The 17,480-nt window shown below is 67.1% G+C and carries 20 protein-coding genes and 1 riboswitch; of the genes, 16 read left to right on the forward strand and 4 right to left on the reverse strand.

What is annotated here, in order from left to right; all coding sequences use genetic code 11:
• Window positions 1–11 precede the first annotated feature (11 nt).
• Window positions 12–1,709: an Hsp70 family protein gene (locus AC1DX5_RS13500; protein WP_478015959.1), complete on the reverse strand. Its 1,698-nt coding sequence runs from the start codon at window positions 1,707–1,709 to the stop codon at window positions 12–14.
• A 152-nt stretch (window positions 1,710–1,861) separates the two neighbouring features.
• On the opposite strand from AC1DX5_RS13500, the gene AC1DX5_RS13505 reads away from it, so the two are divergent.
• The gene (locus tag AC1DX5_RS13505; protein WP_465171570.1) at window positions 1,862–2,233 is read left to right on the forward strand and encodes a hypothetical protein; all 372 of its coding nucleotides are present in this window, start codon (window positions 1,862–1,864) and stop codon (window positions 2,231–2,233) included.
• Between the two features lie 36 nt (window positions 2,234–2,269).
• On the opposite strand, the gene AC1DX5_RS13510 is transcribed toward AC1DX5_RS13505, so the two are convergent.
• Window positions 2,270–3,337: a DUF3667 domain-containing protein gene (locus AC1DX5_RS13510; protein WP_465171571.1), complete on the reverse strand. Its 1,068-nt coding sequence runs from the start codon at window positions 3,335–3,337 to the stop codon at window positions 2,270–2,272.
• A gap of 79 nt (window positions 3,338–3,416) precedes the next feature.
• Here AC1DX5_RS13510 and AC1DX5_RS13515 point away from each other — a divergent pair, with 79 nt between their 5' ends.
• The 15 genes from AC1DX5_RS13515 to AC1DX5_RS13585 all read left to right on the forward strand — a co-directional run bounded on the left by AC1DX5_RS13515 (window position 3,417) and on the right by AC1DX5_RS13585 (window position 15,320).
• Window positions 3,417–4,682 (forward strand): glutamate-5-semialdehyde dehydrogenase, encoded by a 1,266-nt coding sequence (locus AC1DX5_RS13515; protein ID WP_478015961.1) that lies wholly within the window; start codon window positions 3,417–3,419, stop codon window positions 4,680–4,682.
• Window positions 4,683–4,796: 114 nt separating this feature from the next.
• The gene (locus tag AC1DX5_RS13520; protein ID WP_478015963.1) at window positions 4,797–5,834 is read left to right on the forward strand and encodes an aldo/keto reductase; all 1,038 of its coding nucleotides are present in this window, start codon (window positions 4,797–4,799) and stop codon (window positions 5,832–5,834) included.
• A gap of 31 nt (window positions 5,835–5,865) precedes the next feature.
• Entirely contained in the window at window positions 5,866–6,123 is a 258-nt protein-coding gene (locus AC1DX5_RS13525) for a CopG family ribbon-helix-helix protein (protein WP_465171575.1), read from the forward strand.
• Window positions 6,123–6,404 (forward strand): type II toxin-antitoxin system RelE/ParE family toxin, encoded by a 282-nt coding sequence (locus tag AC1DX5_RS13530; protein WP_465171576.1) that lies wholly within the window; start codon window positions 6,123–6,125, stop codon window positions 6,402–6,404. Before AC1DX5_RS13525 ends, AC1DX5_RS13530 begins: the two co-directional genes overlap by 1 nt.
• Window positions 6,401–7,018: a nicotinate-nucleotide adenylyltransferase gene (locus tag AC1DX5_RS13535; protein WP_478015965.1), complete on the forward strand. Its 618-nt coding sequence runs from the start codon at window positions 6,401–6,403 to the stop codon at window positions 7,016–7,018. Before AC1DX5_RS13530 ends, AC1DX5_RS13535 begins: the two co-directional genes overlap by 4 nt.
• An 8-nt stretch (window positions 7,019–7,026) precedes the next feature.
• Window positions 7,027–7,443: a ribosome silencing factor gene (rsfS, locus tag AC1DX5_RS13540; RefSeq protein ID WP_465171578.1), complete on the forward strand. Its 417-nt coding sequence runs from the start codon at window positions 7,027–7,029 to the stop codon at window positions 7,441–7,443.
• 109 nt (window positions 7,444–7,552) lie between these two features.
• The gene (locus tag AC1DX5_RS13545) at window positions 7,553–7,975 is read left to right on the forward strand and encodes a 23S rRNA (pseudouridine(1915)-N(3))-methyltransferase RlmH (RefSeq protein WP_465171579.1); all 423 of its coding nucleotides are present in this window, start codon (window positions 7,553–7,555) and stop codon (window positions 7,973–7,975) included.
• Between the two features lie 3 nt (window positions 7,976–7,978).
• Window positions 7,979–9,172 (forward strand): murein hydrolase activator EnvC family protein, encoded by a 1,194-nt coding sequence (locus AC1DX5_RS13550; protein WP_478015967.1) that lies wholly within the window; start codon window positions 7,979–7,981, stop codon window positions 9,170–9,172.
• A 125-nt stretch (window positions 9,173–9,297) separates the two neighbouring features.
• Complete coding sequence (locus tag AC1DX5_RS13555) at window positions 9,298–10,629, forward strand: S41 family peptidase (protein ID WP_465171581.1); 1,332 nt, start codon at window positions 9,298–9,300, stop codon at window positions 10,627–10,629.
• A 115-nt stretch (window positions 10,630–10,744) separates the two neighbouring features.
• Entirely contained in the window at window positions 10,745–11,251 is a 507-nt protein-coding gene (locus AC1DX5_RS13560) for a disulfide bond formation protein B (protein ID WP_478015969.1), read from the forward strand.
• Window positions 11,248–11,784, forward strand: coding sequence for a demethoxyubiquinone hydroxylase family protein (locus tag AC1DX5_RS13565; RefSeq protein WP_478015971.1), 537 nt, complete (start codon window positions 11,248–11,250; stop codon window positions 11,782–11,784). The genes AC1DX5_RS13560 and AC1DX5_RS13565 overlap by 4 nt, the downstream gene beginning before the upstream one ends.
• Before the next feature lie 26 nt (window positions 11,785–11,810).
• Window positions 11,811–12,281, forward strand: coding sequence for a hypothetical protein (locus tag AC1DX5_RS13570; RefSeq protein WP_478015972.1), 471 nt, complete (start codon window positions 11,811–11,813; stop codon window positions 12,279–12,281).
• A gap of 255 nt (window positions 12,282–12,536) precedes the next feature.
• Entirely contained in the window at window positions 12,537–13,046 is a 510-nt protein-coding gene (locus tag AC1DX5_RS13575; RefSeq protein ID WP_478015974.1) for a DUF2306 domain-containing protein, read from the forward strand.
• Between the two features lie 4 nt (window positions 13,047–13,050).
• Window positions 13,051–14,529, forward strand: a complete 1,479-nt coding sequence (locus tag AC1DX5_RS13580; RefSeq protein WP_478015976.1) for a hypothetical protein — start codon at window positions 13,051–13,053, stop codon at window positions 14,527–14,529.
• A riboswitch (ZMP/ZTP riboswitch) is annotated at window positions 14,516–14,595 on the forward strand. (Overlaps the previous gene by 14 nt.)
• Window positions 14,596–14,615: 20 nt before the next feature.
• A complete protein-coding gene (locus tag AC1DX5_RS13585) occupies window positions 14,616–15,320 on the forward strand; it encodes a DJ-1/PfpI family protein (protein WP_478015977.1) in 705 nt (234 codons plus the stop codon).
• Window positions 15,321–15,345: 25 nt separating this feature from the next.
• On the opposite strand, the gene bla is transcribed toward AC1DX5_RS13585, so the two are convergent.
• Entirely contained in the window at window positions 15,346–16,254 is a 909-nt protein-coding gene (bla, locus tag AC1DX5_RS13590) for a subclass B3 metallo-beta-lactamase (RefSeq protein ID WP_478015978.1), read from the reverse strand.
• Between the two features lie 554 nt (window positions 16,255–16,808).
• A complete protein-coding gene (locus AC1DX5_RS13595) occupies window positions 16,809–17,447 on the reverse strand; it encodes a DedA family protein (protein ID WP_478015979.1) in 639 nt (212 codons plus the stop codon).
• Between the last annotated feature and the right edge of the window lie 33 nt (window positions 17,448–17,480).

Here is a 17,480-nt window from a genome sequence, read left to right on the forward strand (position 1 = left end):
CCGGACGCTCCTCACAGGAAGCGCTCGCCCTCGATCCGGTCCAGTGCCTCGTGGAATTCCTGCCGGGCATGCTCGACGGCGCGCGGATCCTGTCCGTCGAGCACGCGCTGGAACTGCGAGATCAGGTAATCGATCGCCGCGCGTTCGTCGCCGAGGAAATTCTCGAAGCATTTCTCGCCGCGCGCCAGCGCCGCGCGGTTGAGCTCGTCCTCGCGCGGATGCGTCTTGAGCGCGGCGAGCGCGGCGCGGCGCTCGGCGATCGCCTTCTCGTCGCCGCCCGGATCGTCGTTGATCAGCAGCTGCGTGCGCAGCCCCGATTTCTCGACCAGGATGTCGACCTCGAGCAAGCCGCTGACGTCATAGGAGAAACGCACGTCGATCCGCTCTCCGGCGGGGCCGCGCGGCACCTTCACCCTGGTCTCGCCGATCTTCACATTGTCGCGGACGAGCCGCCCCTCGCCCTGATAGATGCCGAACACCACGTCGGTCTGGTTGGCCTGCAGGGTCGAGAAGCTGTGGATGCGGCTCGCCGGAATGACCGTGTTGCGCTCCAGGATCGGCGCGAACAGGCCGTGCTCATAGCCGCCGCCGGGAAGCTGGCGGCTGACCTCGACGCCCAGCGAATAGGGGCAGACATCGGTAATGACGACTTCCTTCAGCGCCGAATCGCGCGCCTTCAGCCCGGCCTGGACCGCGGCGCCGAGCGCCACTGCCTCGTCGGGATTGACCGTCGCGTTGGGAAAACGGCCGAACATGCGCGCGACCGCGCGGCGCACCACCGGCATGCGCGTCGCGCCGCCGATCAGGATGATGTCGGACAGCGCCTCGGGCCGGAGATTGCTGTCGCGCAGCGCGCGGAGCACCGGCTCGCGCAGCCGCTCGATCAGCGCGGCCGCCTGAGTCTCGAACGCAGCGGTCTCGATCTCGATCTCATAGGGAATGTCCTGCCAGACCAGGCGCATCGTGGCCGACGGGGCGGCGGACATGTCGCGGCGGGCTCGCTCGGCCGCCTCGCGCAATTTCTGGTAGAGCGCGTCGTCGCGCTCGAACCGCTTCCAGTCGTCGGCGAACCTTGCCCGCATCAGGCCGATCAACACTTCGTTGAAATCCTCCCCGCCCAGCTGATTGTCGCCGGTCGAGGCGCGGACTTCGATAATGCCTTCGAAAATCTCGACGATCGAGACGTCGAAGGTGCCGCCGCCCAGGTCGAACACGAAGAAGCGTGCCTCGCGATCGAGATTGTGGATGCCATAGGCCAGCGCGGCGGCGGTCGGCTCGTTGATCAGCCGCTCGACGCGCAGGCCGGCGATCTCGCCGGCGCGGTGAGTCGCCTTGCGCTGCTGGTCGTTGAAATAGGCGGGTACGGTAATCACCGCTTCGGTGACCGGCTCGCCGAGATAGGCCTCGGCATCCTCCTTCAGGCTGCGCAGCACCAGTGCGGAGAGCTCCTCCGCGCTGTAATCGCGCCCACCGAGCCGCGTGGTGCGCTTCGTGCCCATATAGCGCTTGAAGGCAGTGGCGGTGGCCTTGGGATGGCTCGCCTGGCGGTCGCGCGCGGCAAGGCCGACCAGCAAGCTGCCATTGTCGTCGATACTGACCGCCGAGGGCGTCAGCGTCTGGCCAAGGCGGTTGGGAATCAGCGTCGCCGCGCCGTCCTTCCACACTGCCGCGGCACTGTTGGTCGTGCCGAGATCGATTCCGATGATCATCGCGTGCGCTGGTCCCCACCCTGATTTCAACCGCATAACCGCACGGCTCGCGGCGGTGAAGCACCGGATTGCCCGGGCGCCCCGTTTCAGTTCATTTTCGGTTCACCGGCTGGGCCGCCATCGTGGGCGCGCGTGCGGATGAGGGGATGGGAATGCGCAGATCGATGATGGCGGGCGCGCTGGCGCTGTTGGTGTTGCCGGTCGCGGCGCAGGCAATGACGGTCGACGAATTTCTCGCCAAGGCGGCGGCACTCAAGGCGAAGGGCATGGCGGCGATGATGTCGTCCGATCTCGGCCTGCTGCGCGGCGAGGTGACGACCGCGGCCGAGGCCTATCGCGCCCAGATCGACGCGGACAAGGCGGCCGGCCGCAAGCCGCGCAGCTGCCCGCCGCCCAAGGGCCAGGCCAGGATCGATTCGAATACGTTGATCGCGTCCTTCCAGACCCTCCCGGAGGGAAAGCGCGGGATAAGCGTGAAGACCGCCTTCTACAGCTTCATGGACAAGCGGTACCCCTGTCCCTGAGTCCCCTGTCCCTGAGTCGCCTGTTCCYGGGCGTCTTCATTTCATCAGCCCGAGCACCAGCAGCAGCATCGAGAAGGCCAGCAGCGCGATGAACGCAAAGTGGAGCAGCACCACGGTCCGCCACAAGGCCGATCTCTTGCGCAGCGAATAGGCGCCGCGCAGCTGCGCGAACATGTGCACCGGCGGCGCCACGATGGCGACGAGCGCGATCAGGCCGCCGGATAGCCCGAGCGTGCCGCCAATGCTGAGCGTGACGACCAGCAGCATCATGAAGGCAAGCGAGTAGGTGACAAAGATCGCATGGTCGTACAGCTTGTACTGGCGCCGCCAGAGGAACAGCAGCGCCACGAACGGCACCGAGATGGGTATGAGCGCCCAGGAATATTTATAGGCGCTCGACTGTAGCTTGTAGAGCGCAAGGCCGGGATTTGCCTTGAACTTCTTGACGCCATGCTCGAGCGCGGGCCAGCCGAGCTTGGTGTCGAAATCGGTGACCGGGATGCCGTCCTTCCCGGACAGGATTCCCTGCCGCGCGGTGGTGAGCGAACTGACCACGGCGCGGGCGGCGATCAGATCGCCGTCCGGAATGCCATTGTCCTTGTGCGCGGCCTCGGCCTGTTTCAGCTCGACCTTCGCCTTGGCGAGCTGGCCGTCGATCTCTGCGATCTGCTCCTGGCGCTTGGCCGGGCTGATGCTGCCAGGGGGTTCGATGTCGCCGTCGAAAGTGTGGATCGACGCGAACATCAGGAACACCGAAAACAGGAACAGGGCCAGCGGCGACACGAAGCGCGCGCGCTCGCCGGCGATGTAGCGCCGGGTCAGCGCGCCGGGATGAGTCACCAGCATCGGCAGGGTGCGCCAGATCTTGCCCTCGAAATGAAACACGCCGTGGAGCAGGTCGTGCCCGATCGATGCGAGCGACCGATGGACATGCTCGGCCTGGCCGCAGGCATGGCAATAGTCGCCGATCAGCGCCGTGCCGCAATTGAGGCACAGGCCATGTCCGGTGCCGTGCGCATGGCCTTCGCCGGCATGCGGTTCGACGGCGCGCCCGATCAGGACGCCGGTGGCGATGTCGCCGGCTGCTTCGATTCCCCCACTCATGCGATGCGAATATCATCTTGAGGGGGCAAAAGGCGATAGCGCTTTGGCGAGGATCGACGCTCGTGGTAGCGACGCCGCCATGGCCGATGTCCAAACCGATTCCGTTGCGCTGATCGCCGATATGGGGCGCCGCGCCCGCGCCGCCGCCCATGTGCTCGGCGGCCTGTCCAGTGCGGTCAAGGCGCGGGCGCTCGATTCCGCCGCCGAGGCGATTCGCGAGGCCGCGCCGGCGATCGCGGCCGCCAACGACGAGGATATGGCGCGCGCCAGGGCCGCGGGCCTGTCGGGCGCCATGCTGGACCGGCTGCGCCTTGACGCCGGACGGATCGAATCCACGGCGGCGGGCGTCGCCGCGGTGGCCGGCCTGCGCGATCCGGTCGGCCAGCTGATCGACGAGACCCGCCGCCCCAACGGCATGGTGCTGCGCCGGGTGCGCGTGCCGATCGGGGTGATCGGCATCATCTATGAAAGCCGCCCGAACGTGACGGCAGACGCGGCGGCGCTGTGCATCAAATCGGGCAATGCGGTGATCCTGCGCGGCGGGTCCGAAGCGATCGGGAGCAACCGTGCGATTCATGCCGCGCTCGTCGCCGGTATGGAACGCGAGGGCGTGCCGGGCGATGTGGTGCAGCTGGTGCCCGTCACCGATCGCGCGGCGGTCGGCGCAATGCTCGGCGCGGAGGGCATGATCGACCTGGTCGTGCCGCGTGGCGGCAAGAGCCTGGTCGCCCGCGTCCAGGCCGAGGCGCGTGTGCCGGTGCTCGCGCATCTCGACGGGATCAATCACGTCTATGTCGACGCCTCGGCCGATCCGGCGATGGCCGAGGCGATCACGGTCAACGCCAAGATGCGCCGCACCGGCGTGTGCGGGGCAATGGAGACCCTGCTGATCGACCGGGCCTATGCGCACACGGCCGAGCTGGTGAAGGTGCTGGGCGACACCGGCTGTGAAGTGCGCGGCGACACGGCGATCCGCGCGCTGGTGCCGACCGCCCGGCCCGCCGACGCGGCCGATTGGGACACCGAATATCTCGACGCGATCGCCTCGGTGGCGATGGTCGACGGGGTGGAGGGCGCGATGGCGCATATCGCGGCGCACGGATCCCACCACACCGATGCGGTGGTCGCGGAGAATGAGGGCGTCGCCGAACGCTTCCTTGCCGGCGTCGACAGCGCGATCGTGCTGTGGAACGCCTCGACTCAGTTCGCCGATGGCGGCGAGTTCGGGCTTGGCGCGGAGATCGGCATCGCCACCGGCCGGCTGCACGCGCGGGGGCCGGTCGCGCTGGAAGGGCTGACGACCTACAAATGGATCGTGCGCGGGACGGGGCAGACGCGGCCCTAGGTCCGCCGATTATTCCAACAAACCCCTTTATTCCAACAAACCCATTGTCGCCCTTCCGACGGATACGCATATCCGGAGCGCCGACGGGAGTGGCATCGATAAAGGGACCCCAGCATGCGTTACAATCCGCTCGGGCGCACCGGCCTGTTCGTGTCCGAACTGTGCCTGGGAACCATGACCTTCGGCGGCGAGGGCTTCTTCGCCTATATGGGCCAGGTGAAGCAGGATGAGGCCGATGCCTTGCTCAGGGCCTCGGTCGATGCCGGCGTGAACTTCATCGACACCGCGAACGTCTATTCGCAAGGCTTGTCGGAGCAGATCACCGGCCAGGCGATCAAGAATCTGGGATTGAGGCGCGAGGAGGTGATCCTGGCCACCAAGGTGATGGGCCCGATGGGCGAGGGGCCCAACAGCCGCGGCAATTCGCGCGGGCACATCATGGACGAGGTCAAGGCGAGCCTGACCCGGCTCGGCACCGATCATATCGATCTCTACCAGATCCACGGCTTCGATACGCTGACGCCGATCGAGGAGACGGTGCGCGCGCTCGACGATCTCGTGCGTCAGGGCCATGTCCGCTATGTCGGCGTGTCGAACTGGGCGGCGTGGCAGATCGCCAAGGCACTGGGCATCGCCGAGCGGCTGAACGCGGCGAAATTCCAGAGCGTGCAATCCTATTACACCATCGTCGGCCGCGATCTCGAGCGCGAGGTGGTGCCGATGCTGCAGTCCGAAGGCCTGGGCCTGATGGTGTGGAGCCCGCTCGCCGGCGGCTATCTCTCGGGCAAATATCGCGATGGCGACAGCGACGGCCGCCGTGCCACGCGCGATTTCCCGCCGGTCGACAAGGCGCGCGGCGACAAGGTGCTCGATGCGCTCGGGTCGATCGCCAGGGCGCATGGCGTGTCGGTCGCGCAGATCGCGATCGCCTGGCTGCTCCACCAGCCGCACGTCACCAGCGTGATCGTCGGGGCGAAGCGGCAGGACCAGCTCGACGACAATCTCGGGGCGACCAGGGTCGCGCTGAGTGCCGACGAGCTGGCGACGCTGGATGCGGTATCGACGCTGCCGGCGGAATATCCCGGCTGGATGACCGCGCTTCAGGCCACCTATCGCGACAATGTGCTGAAGCAGCCGCCGCGCGGGGATTGATAAGGATGTATCGGATGTATACGTTCGATACATGAGCAAGACGGCAGTGATCACCGCGCGAGTCGATGAACAGACGCTTCAATCCCTCGACGCGCTGGCCGAAAGTCAGGAACGCACGCGCGCCTGGCTCGTCGCCAAGGCCATCCAGCGGTACGTGAAGGAAGAAACCGAGTTTCGTGCCTTCATCAAGGAAGGCGAGGATGCGATCGACCGCGGCGATTATCTGACCCATGAGGAAATGATCGCGGATATCAAGAGCTGGAAGCTTGGCCGGAAGCGCGCTGCCTGATGCGCCTCCTCTGGTCGCGGCCCGCTCGCGACGATGTCTTTGCGATCGCCGACTATTATGATGCGATCGATCCCGACCTTGCCGAAGCGATCGTCGATCGAATTGATGGTGCCGCATCGGTGCTGTTGGCCAATCCCCATATCGGCCGGCCGCTGGTGACGCTCGATGTCCGCAAATGGAGTGTACGACACACGCCATTCGTGCTGCTCTACGTCGTTCGCGGCGACGACATCGAGATTCGTCGCGTCAGGCACGGCGCGGCGGACTGGCTGGCCGAATGATCCGGATCGGCATCCTCGGCGGCTCGTTCAATCCGGCGCATCGCGGCCACCGCGCGATCAGCCTCGCCGCGATCCGCGCGCTGGGACTGGACGAAGTGTGGTGGCTGGTTTCGCCCGGCAATCCGCTCAAGGAGGCGGCGGGCGATATGGCGCCCTTTGCGATCCGCTTCGCGTCGGCGCGGCGGATGGCACGGCATGCGCCGATCCGGCCGAGCGCGATCGAGCTCGACATGCACACGCGCTTCACCATCGATACGATCCGCACGCTCAGGCGGCGCTACCCCAACAAACGCTTCATATGGCTGATGGGATCGGACAATCTCGCCCAGTTCGACCGGTGGAAGGACTGGCGCGGCATAGCACGCGAGGTTCCGATTGCGGTGGTCGCCCGTCCGGGCTATGATGGCGCTGCCCACGCGGCCCCCGCGATGGGTTGGTTGCGGCGCTTCATCCGGCCCGTGGACCAGGCAAAGAGCTGGACGAAGTGGAGAATGCCGGCACTCGTGCTGTTGCGATTCCGCCCCGACCCGACTTCTGCGACCCGGCTTCGTTTGGCCGATCCCGCCTGGCAGCGCCGTTTTGCGCGGCCAGTGCCACCTTCACCCTCAACATAGGAATCGTCTTGGCCTCATCTTCCCCTGCGTATCGTGCGTCCGAACCCGATGAGGTGGAGGCGCTGCACAAGCTCGTCCTGGCGTCGCTCGACGACGATCAGGCAGTCGATACCATCTCGATCCCGCTGGCGGGCAAGAGCAGCATCGCCGATCACATGGTGATCGCGAGCGGCCGCTCGACGCGTCAGGTCGCCTCGATGGCATCGAAGCTCGCCGAGAAGATCAAGGGCGAGCTGGGCCGGTCGACCCGGATCGAGGGCCTGCCGACCGCCGACTGGGTGCTGATCGATGCGGGCGACGTGATCGTCCACCTGTTCCGCCCGGAAGTGCGCAGCTTCTACAATCTCGAGCGGATGTGGGCGTTCGGCGACGCGCCGCTGCCGACCCCGGATTCGCCTGGCGCGACGCCGACGCCTGACGCGTAATCATCTTTCCGTTCGTGCTGAGCCTGTCGAAGCACTGTTCTTTCTTTCGACGCCGGAAAAGAAGAGCAGCCCTTCGACAAGCTCAGGGCGAACGGGCTAGGGGTCCGGCATGCTGCTCCATATCGTCGCGCGCGGCCGGATCGGGCGCGGGCCCGAAGCCGAGCTGGTCGATCGTTATGTGAAGCGGCTCGCCTGGCCGGTGAAGCTGACCGAACTGCCTGATACCGGCGGCAGGATGCCCGCGATCGAGCCGGGTACGCGCATCGTCATGCTCGACGAGACCGGTGAGGTGCTGCCCTCCCGCGTTTTCGCCGATCGGCTGGAGAAATGGCGCGACGGCGGCGTGCGCGAGGCGCGATTCCTGATCGGCGCGGCCGACGGCTTCGACGATGCGCAGCGCGCCAGTGCCGATCTGCTGCTGTCCTTCGGCCGCGCGACCTGGCCGCATTTGCTCGCCCGCGCGATGCTCGCCGAGCAATTGTGGCGGGCGACGAGCATCCTTGCCAACCATCCCTATCACCGCGAAGGATAGGCCATGCGCCGGGCATGGACAGCATCGATCGCCGTCGCGGTCACCCTGGCCGGCATCGGCATCGCGGCCCTCTCGGCCCAGACCCCCGCCGCGGAGCAGCAGCGCCTGATCGCGGCAAGGCAGCAATCCGCCGCCGCCGCCGCGCGATCGGCCCGGCTCGCGCAGGACGCAGTGCGCGAACAGGATGAGGCGGCCCGAACGCGCGCGCAGGAGGCCGCGGTCGCCGCGCGCATCCAGCAGGCCGAGGCGGATATCGCCGCGGGCCAGGCGCGGATCGCGATCATCGACCGGCTGCTCGCGTCGCAGCGCGCGCGGCTCGCATCGCGGCAGGGGCCGGTCACGCGGCTGATGGCGGCGCTGCAGTCGCTGGCCCGGCGGCCGGCGCTGGTCGGCATCGTTCAGCCCGGATCGGTCAGCGATATCGTCCATGTCCGTGCGGTGCTGGCAAGCACCTTGCCACTCGTCCGCGCCCGTACAGCGGATGTCCGCGCCGACCTTGCCCGCACCCGCCAGCTCCAGGCAGGCGCGTCGCTTGCCGCGCGGCGCCTCGCCGAAAGCAGGGCGCAGCTGCGGGACCAGCGCCTCGCGCTCGCCCGGCTCGAGGTCGCGCACCGCCTGCGCGCGCAGGCGCTCGGGCGCGACGCGCTGTTCGAATCGGACCGGGCGATCGCGCTGGGCGAGCGCGCCCGCGATATCGTCGATCTGATGGACCAGCTCGCCGACCAGGCCGCGACCCGGGAGGCGCTGCAGTCGCTGCCCGGCCCGCTGCCGCGCCCGGCGCGCCCGGGTGAAGTCGCCTCGCCGATCGAGACATTGTCCTGGTCGGGCGGCACGCCGCCCTACCGGCTGCCCGTCGCGGGACGGGTGGTGACCGGGCTGGGCGAGCTCTCGGACGCCGGCGTGCGTGCGCGTGGACTGACCATCGCCAGCGCCGCCGAGGCGATGGTGATCGCGCCGGCGGCGGGGCGGATCGCCTATGCGGGCCCTTTTCGCGGCTATGGCACGATCGTGATCATCGATCATGGCGGCGGCTGGACCTCGCTGATCGCGGGGCTCGGTACGGTTTCCACCCGGGTCGGCGCGACGGTGGCGCAGGGATCGCCGATCGGCCGGGCCGGCACCGGCGAGGATAGGCGCATCACCATCGAGCTGCGCCGGCGCGACCGAGCGGTCGATATGACGCCGCTGCTGGGATGAAGGGACGCCTGCCTCCCGCGCGGGCGGCGGAAAGACGCGGAGTCACCTCCCGTTCAGCCGTGCCGCGCTTTCATCCGCGGCGTTTGAGCGCTACGATGCCCGCAAACCGGTTTGGGTAAAAGCTTATGTCACGTGCACTTCTTCAGGCCACCGCGATCGCCGCGGTCCTTGCGATCATTCCCATCGGCACCAGCGCGATGGCTACAGTCGACAGCAATACCTATCGCGAGATCGACCAGTTCATGGACGTCTTCAACCGGGTGAAGGTCGATTATGTCGACAAGGTCGACGACAAGACGCTGATCAAGGGCGCGATTTCCGGCATGCTCGCCGCGCTCGATCCGCACAGCGCCTATGAGACCGGGCTCGATTACGACAATCTGCGCATCCAGACGCTCGGCAGCTATGGCGGGCTCGGCCTGACCGTCACGATGGAGGACGGCGCGGTCAAGGTGATCTCGCCGCAGGAAGATACGCCGGGCTGGCGCGCGGGCGTCAAGTCGGGCGACTATATCACCCATATCAACGGCAAGCTGATCTATGGCGAGACGCTCGACGAAGCGATCACCGAGATGCGCGGCCCCCCCGGCAGCAAGATCCAGCTGACCCTGATCCGCCCCGGCCGCGACAAGCCGATCGAGGTGTCGATGGTGCGCGAGAAGATCGTGCAGAAGCCGGTGAAGTGGGAAGTGAAGAACGGCATCGGCATCATCAACATCAACACCTTCTCGGAAAATACCGGCGAGGCGACCAAGGCGGCGATCCTCGGCATCGAGAAATCGCTCGGCCATGCCCCGCTCGGCTATGTCGTCGACCTGCGCGACAATGGCGGCGGGCTGCGCGACGAGGCAGTGAGCGTCGCCGACAATTTCCTCAATTATGGCGAGATCGTCTCCGAACGCGGCCGGGAGAAGAACGACATCCAGCGCTTCTATGCGCATAATGGCGATTATGCCCGCGGCCTGCCGGTGATCGTGCTGACCAATGCCGGCACCGCCTCCGCCTCGGAGATCGTCGCCGGCGCCCTGCAGGACCATCACCGCGCCCTCGTCATGGGCGAACGCTCGTTCGGCAAGGGATCGGTGCAGACCGTGCTCGATCTCGGCAATTCGACCGCGCTGCGCCTGACCACCTCGCGCTACTACACACCCTCCGGCCGATCGGTGCAGGAAGGCGGGATCGAGCCGGACATCAAGGTGCCGCAGATCTCCGACGTCGACTACAAGTCGCGCCCGGTGTTCCGCGAGGCCGATCTGCGCCGCCATCTGATCAACGAGGTCAAGGCCGATAATTCGGTGCTCGAGGAAGACACCAAGACCGATCCGCGCTTCGCCGCCACGCCGGAACAGCTCAAGGAGAAGGGGATCGAGGATTTTCAGCTCGATTATGCGCTGAAGACGATCGGCCGGCTCGCCACGACCCCGGCGCCCCAGGTCGCGGCGGTCGCGAAGAAGTGAGGCACTGTCCCGTCCGTCACCCCGGACTTGTTGCGGGGTCCATCGTGCCGCAACCGATGGCGGCGCTTGCTGAACGATGGATGCCGGAACAAGTCCGGCATGACGAGGTAGCCTAATGATCCAGGACCGTTTCCCCACCGCCCGTTGGATCGCCCTATTGCTCCCCGCCGGCTTGATGGCCGGCGCGCTGGGGTCGCAATATATCGGCGGGCTGTTCCCGTGCGAGATGTGCCACTGGCAGCGCTGGCCGCATTACACCGCGATCGTGCTGGCCGCGCTCGCCTTCGTGGTGCCGGGCGCCGTCCTGAAGCGCGGGCTGGTCGTGCTCGCGGCGCTCGCCATCCTGGTCAGCGGCGCGATCGGCGTGTTCCATGCCGGGGTCGAATATCATTGGTGGCAGGGCATCACGGCCTGTTCGACGACGATGCAGGGCACCGGCGGCTCGGTCCAGGACATGCTCAAGCGGATCATGGATGCGCCGGTCGTGCGCTGCGACGTGCCGCAATGGTCGCTGTTCGGCGTCTCGCTCGCGGGCTTCAACGCGATCTTCTCGCTCGCTGGCGGCCTGGCGATCTTGTGGCTGCTGCGCCGCCCGCGCAAGATTTCGGCCTTCGCGAAATGAACGGCTGGCGGCCCGGCGACGCGAAACGCGCCACGCAGTCGATGATCCGCGTCGATCAGGCGGGCGAATATGGCGCGACGCGCATCTATGCCGGCCAGCTCGCGGTGATGGGCGACCGGACCCCGGCCGCGCGGAAGATCGCCGGCATGGCCGGGCAGGAGGAGCGCCACCGCGCCTTTTTCGATGCGATGATGGCCCGGCGCGGCGTTCGGCCGACCCTGCTCCAGCCCTTCTGGGACGTGGCCGGTTTCGCGCTCGGCGCGGTGACGGCGGCGCTCGGGCCGGAGGCGGCGATGGCCTGCACCGCCGCGGTCGAGACCGAGATCGACAAGCATTATTCGGAACAGCTCGCCGCGCTCGGCGAGAGCGATCCGGAACTGTCCGAGGCGATCGCGGATTTTCAGGCCGAGGAGGTCGAGCATCGCGATACCGCGCTCGCCTCCGGCGCCGAGCGTGCGCTAGCCTATCCCCTGCTGAGCGGACTGATCCGCCTCGGCTGCAAGGCGGCGATCGCGACCGCCAAAAGAATCTGATTGAGCGGATTAGACGGGAGAGTGTGATGATTGTCAGGATCATGGCGTCGGCGCTGGCGCTGGTCGCGGCCGGCCCGGCCGCAGCCCAGGTCGCCGGACCGGCATTGCCGGGCCCGCGCGTGGTGGTGCCGCAGGGCCCGGCCGAGGTCTCGCGCAGCGCGCCGGTCAACGGCGTCATCACGTTGTTCGGCAACGAGCGCTGCCCGACCAATGCCGATGGCGCCGAAGTGGTGGTGTGCGTGCGCGGCAACCCGAGCGAGCAGTTCCGTATCCCCAAGGACGTGCGCGAGTTGCAGATCACGCCCGAGAACCAGAGCTGGGCGGTGAAGGCGCAGGGCCTGGTCAACGATCCGACCGTAGCTGGCGGCATAGGCAGCTGTTCCACGGTGGGTGCCGGCGGGCAGAGCGGCTGTTTCCTCCAGCAGGCGCAACAGGCCAAGCGCGAGAACCAGCAGAAAAAGGCCGAGCAGAAGCGACTCGAGGACTCGCTACCCTGAGCCTTAGAGCMGCGTGCGTAAAATCAGAACCGTTCGTCCTGAGTAGGGGCTGAGCTTGTCGAAGACCCGTATCGAAGGACAGGTGTGGCGCGTGACGCTTGTCCTTCGATACGCCATTTCGACAAGCTCAATGGCTACTCAGGACGAACGGCKGTGGTTCAGATTTACCGCWCGMTGCTTTAGACGCCTGAGGCTTTGACCTTGCCTCGACGCTTCGGTTAGGGACTCCGCCTTATTCCGCTAAGGGGCAGGGCAATGGCGACGGTGACGGCCGGAACGGTGCGGGCAAAGCCGCTCGCGGCCGACGGATATGAGAAATTTCTGGCGGTCGCGGCGATCGCCCTGCTGGCGACGGTGCTGGTCGCGCTCGCGCGGGGCTATCCGCATTGGGGCGCGGTGCCGCCGCTCGTCTGGGCGCATCTCGCGACGATCCTGCCAGCGCTCGCGCTGACCCCGGTGATGCTGCTGCGCCCGCGCGGCGACTCGCTCCACCGGCTGCTTGGCAAGATCTGGGTGGCGGCGATGTTCCTGACCGCCCTGGTCTCCTTCGGCGTGCGCGAGAGCCACCATGGCGGCTTCAGCATCATTCACCTCATCTCGGCCTATGTCGTCATCGTCGCGCCGCTGATCTGGTGGACGGCGCGCCATCACAATGTCCGGCAGCACCGCCGGATGGTGCGCGGCATGGTGACGGGGGCGCTGCTCATCGCCGGCTTCTTCACCTTCCCGTTCGGCCGCATGCTCGGCGCCTGGCTGTTCGGCTGACATCATGATCCTGACGACGTCCTCCACGGCCGTGCGCGTGCCGTACAAGCTCGCGCTCGGCCTGTTCCTCCTGGTGTGGATGTCGGTCAGCTGGTTCGGATCCTCCCCCTATAATGCCAACAACGCGACGCGGATGTTCGCGTCCATTTCGCTGGTCGAGCAGCATGACGCGACGATCGACGAGTTCCGCGACCTGACGATCGACAAGGCGGAATTCGGCAAACACACCTATCTCGACAAGGCGCCGGGCATGACGATCATGGCGATGCCCGCGGTGTGGCTCGGCGACGTGATGACCAGCACGACCGCGACGCGCATGCCCAAGGAGATCGGCAACAAGGATCTCTGGGATTATATGCGGCTGCGGCTGCGCATCGCGGTGGCGATGACGGTCGCGCTGCTCACGGCGCTCGCTGCGGTGCTGCTGCTCGATCTCGCGACCGGCATCACCGGCAGCGTGCGCGCCGGCTTGGTCACGGCGCTCGCCTATGCGCTGGCGACCCCGGTCTGGGGCTGGTCGACCACCCTGTTCGGCCATGCGCCGGTCGGGGCGCTGCTGCTGATCGCGACCTGGGCGATCTGGCGGGGCACCTCGGACGCGCGCGAGATCGCGCGGCTGCGCTATCCGGTTATCGCGGGCCTTGCGCTCGGCTGGGCGCTGGTCGTGGAGTTCCCGGCGGTCATCCCGGCCTTTCCGATCGGAATCTGGGTGCTGTGGCGGACGCGGGCAGTCGCCTGGCCAGTCCGCGCGCGGCTGTTCGGCGTCGCGGCGGCGGCGGGCCTGGTCGCGCTGCTCCCGCTGCTTGCCTACAACACCATCGCCTTCGGCACGCCGTTCAAGGTGGGCTATCAGGGCGTGGTCGGCTTCACTGGCATGCAACAGGGGTTCTTCGGCCTCACCTATCCCAAGGCCGAGGTGCTGTGGCAGATCGTCTTCGGCACCGAACGCGGCATGCTCTGGCTGGCGCCGGTGCTGCTGCTCGCGCCCTTCGGGCTGGTCCGGCTGATCCGCGCGCCCGGAACGCGCGACCTGGGCTGGCTCTGCACCACGATTACCGTCGCGGTGCTGCTGTACAATGCCGCCTATGTCTATTGGGATGGTGGCCACTCGACCGGGCCACGCCATTCAGTGCCGATGATCGGGTTCCTCTGCCTGGGCATCGCGCCGCTCTGGCAGGGGTGGAAAGCGACCGGCAAAGGCTGGATCGCCGGGCTCATCGCCTCGGGCATCTTCATCAACTTCGCCGTCGCGGCGTGCGAGATCGCGGCGCCGCATGGCTATCGTTTCCCGCTGGTCGCCCCGGTCATGACCGATCTTTTCAACGGCCAGGTCAACACCATCGCCGGCGACTATTGGGGCTGGACGCCCTGGCTCGGGCTGATCCCCTATCTCGTTGTCGCGCTGCCGCTGCTGGCATGGCTGATCCGGCAGGCGATCTTGTCGCCGTCGCCGCCCCGGCATATCACGACACCTCTCGCGTGACTGGCGAATCGTGGAGCACCACGGGGAAGCGCGGGACCTGAAAAGCCGCTCGCCTGGGCAGACCCTCGATCCGAAGGAGTGTCACCATGCCCGATCTCTCGCCGATCCGCGTCGCCTTCCTGCTTTTCCCAAACGTCACCCAGCTTGATCTGACCGGCCCGGCCCAGGTCCTGTCGCGGCTGGGCAATGCCACGATCGATCTCGTCGCGCGCGATCCGTCGCCGGTGCCCACCGATGCCGGGTTCGCGCTGCTGCCGACCGCGACGTTCGAGGATGCGGCACAGCCAGATATCCTCTGCATCCCCGGCGGTTTCGGCGTGAACGATGCGATGGAGACTGCGCCGACGCTCGCCTGGGTCGAACAGGCGGCGGCCGGCGCGACCTGGGTCACCAGCGTCTGTACCGGTTCGCTGCTGCTCGGCGCGGCCGGGCTGCTCAGGGGTTATCGCGCGACGACGCACTGGGCGTCGCACCATCACCTCGCTGCGTTCGGCGCGATCCCGGTGAAGGAGCGCGTGGTGATCGACCGCAACCGGGCGACCGGCGGCGGGGTGACCGCGGGGATCGATTTCGGCCTCGCACTGACCGCCGCGATCCGGGGTGAGGCACATGCCCGGCTGGTCCAGCTCAGCCTGGAATATGATCCGTCGCCCCCGTTCGATTCGGGCTCGCCCGAACGGGCGGACGCGGAGACGCTGGCGCGGTATCAGGCGCTGGCCGGGAAATCGGCGCCGGGTCGTGATGCGCGGACCGAGGCAGCGGCGGCGCGGATGATGGCGCGCATCTCCTGAGTCCGGCGCATCTGCGGGGCCGGGATCAGCCGGGCGACCCAGCGCGCTCGCGTGCGATCCTCGCGTCGAGCACGCCGCGATATTCGTCCGCATAGGCGCGGCAGGCGCCCGGATCGACGAACGGGTTGGGTGTCCGCCGCGCGCGGAACCTGGCGAGCTTCACGTCGCCGCCCGACACGTCGGGGTGGGAGGTGACCAGGATGTCGCAGGGCAGCGCGGCGAAGACGTCGAAGGTCCTGCGGAATCGTGCGACCGTCGCGGCATGGGCGGGATCGGAGAAACGATAGCCTTCGGCCGAAATGGGATTGAGGCTTGAGCCGAACACCATGTTGCGACAGGTGCCGCCGGCGCAGGACCGCCAGGTCCAGCTCATGCTGCCCGCGGTATGACCCGGCGTGGCGCGCGCGGTGATGACGGTATCGCCGACGCGCAGCTTCTCGCCGTCCTCCAGCGTGCGGATATTGGCGACCGCCGGAAAGGCCTCGAGCTGCCCGAATTGCGGGTCGTCAGCCAGGCTGTGCCCGAGCCCGAGCGCCTGCGCGCCCGCCCGGCTGGCGATCACCCGCGCTCCGCTGTCGCGGGCGAGCGCGGCGATGCCGCCGGCATGGTCGAAATGCGGCTCGGTGCTGAGGATGAACTTCACGTCCTTCACCCTGAACCCGAGCTGGCGGATATGCGCCTCGACGTCCTTCACCGCCTGCGGCACCGAACCGTCGATCAGGACCAGCCCGGCGCTGGTGCGGATCAGACCGACATTGAGGCCGCCGAAACCGACCAGATAGAAATTGCCATGCACATGAACCGGCGCCTGCGGCGCCAGCCAGCGCCTGGCGGATTCGGGTGCGATCGGCCGGGTCAGCGGATCGTCCGCCTGCGCCGTGGCCATCGCCGCTACTGACGCCAGTGCCACGCCGCCGAAAACCATCCACTTCATCGCTCGCTCTCCCGATTGCTCCCGCGACGATGTCGCGGCGGCGCCCGCACGACAAAACATCTTATCTCGGTGGAGACCCCAATTGGATTTGGGGCTTATGCCGCGCGCCATCGCGCCGATACGAACCACGCGCCGAAATATAGGCTCAGTGGCCGATCGAAAGGCGGCGCCCGGCAATCATGGCTGGCCGCCGATTCACTTTACCGGCGGGCCGTCGCATCATCACCGCGAAGGGTGGCCAGCGGCCTCCGTTCCGACCGCCGCTCGCTCAGGTAAGAACCGACAATGATCTCACCATACGATTCTCATAATTCGGCGAATAACGTGTCCGTAAAACGCTTGAAGGCTGAGCGAAACATCGTCGAAACCATCGACGATCCCCAAATGGCGTGTATCGCGCCGACAGACAAACGGCCCCGGGCACACGCGCGCGACCCGAAAAATCGGGGTCGACGTTGGCTGGCAAAAATGCCCGAATACTTGACTGGAACGGCCGAGATACCAGTTCGGTACTGGCAAGTCCGTTGTCGATACTTGCTGGAGCGGCTCCGGATCTATTCCTTCGGCTTGGCCTTCAGTCCATGCACCTTGTGCCAGATATAGAGGCCGACGAGCACGACCAGCACCACGCCGATCAGCGCGTCGGCGCTGTGGAACGCCGCCTTCACGCGTGGGTCGCTGTTCCACTTCTCGCCCAGCACCATGCCGAGCCAGGCCAGGCCGAAGCACCACGGCCAGGATCCGATAAAGGTATAGATATGGAAGGGGATCAGCTTCATCCGCGCGACGCCGGCGGGAAAGGCGATGAACGACCGGATCACCGGCAGCAGCCGGCCGATCAGCACGGCCTGATTGCCCCAGCGATCGAAGAAGCGATCGGCCATGTCGAGCTCGCCCGGGCCGATCAGGACATAGCGGCCCCAGCGCTCGGCCAGCGGACGCCCGCCGCGCTTGCCGACTTCATAGGCGACGATCGAGCCCAGATTGCAGCCGATCGCCCCGGCGGTCGCCGCCAGATACAGGTCGAACCGCCCGATCGAGACGAGATAGCCCGCGAACGGCATGATGATCTCGGATGGCAGCGGAATGCAGGCCGATTCGATCGCCATCAGCAGGACGATGCCGAGATACCCTCCCTTGGAGATCACGGCGATGGTGAAGGTCGCGAGTATCGCGAGGATTTTCTCGATCATGGGTTCCCCCTTTCGACGAAGAGGGTGCGTGTC

It is taken from the genome of Sphingomonas sp. P2_B6, from assembly GCF_056404755.1.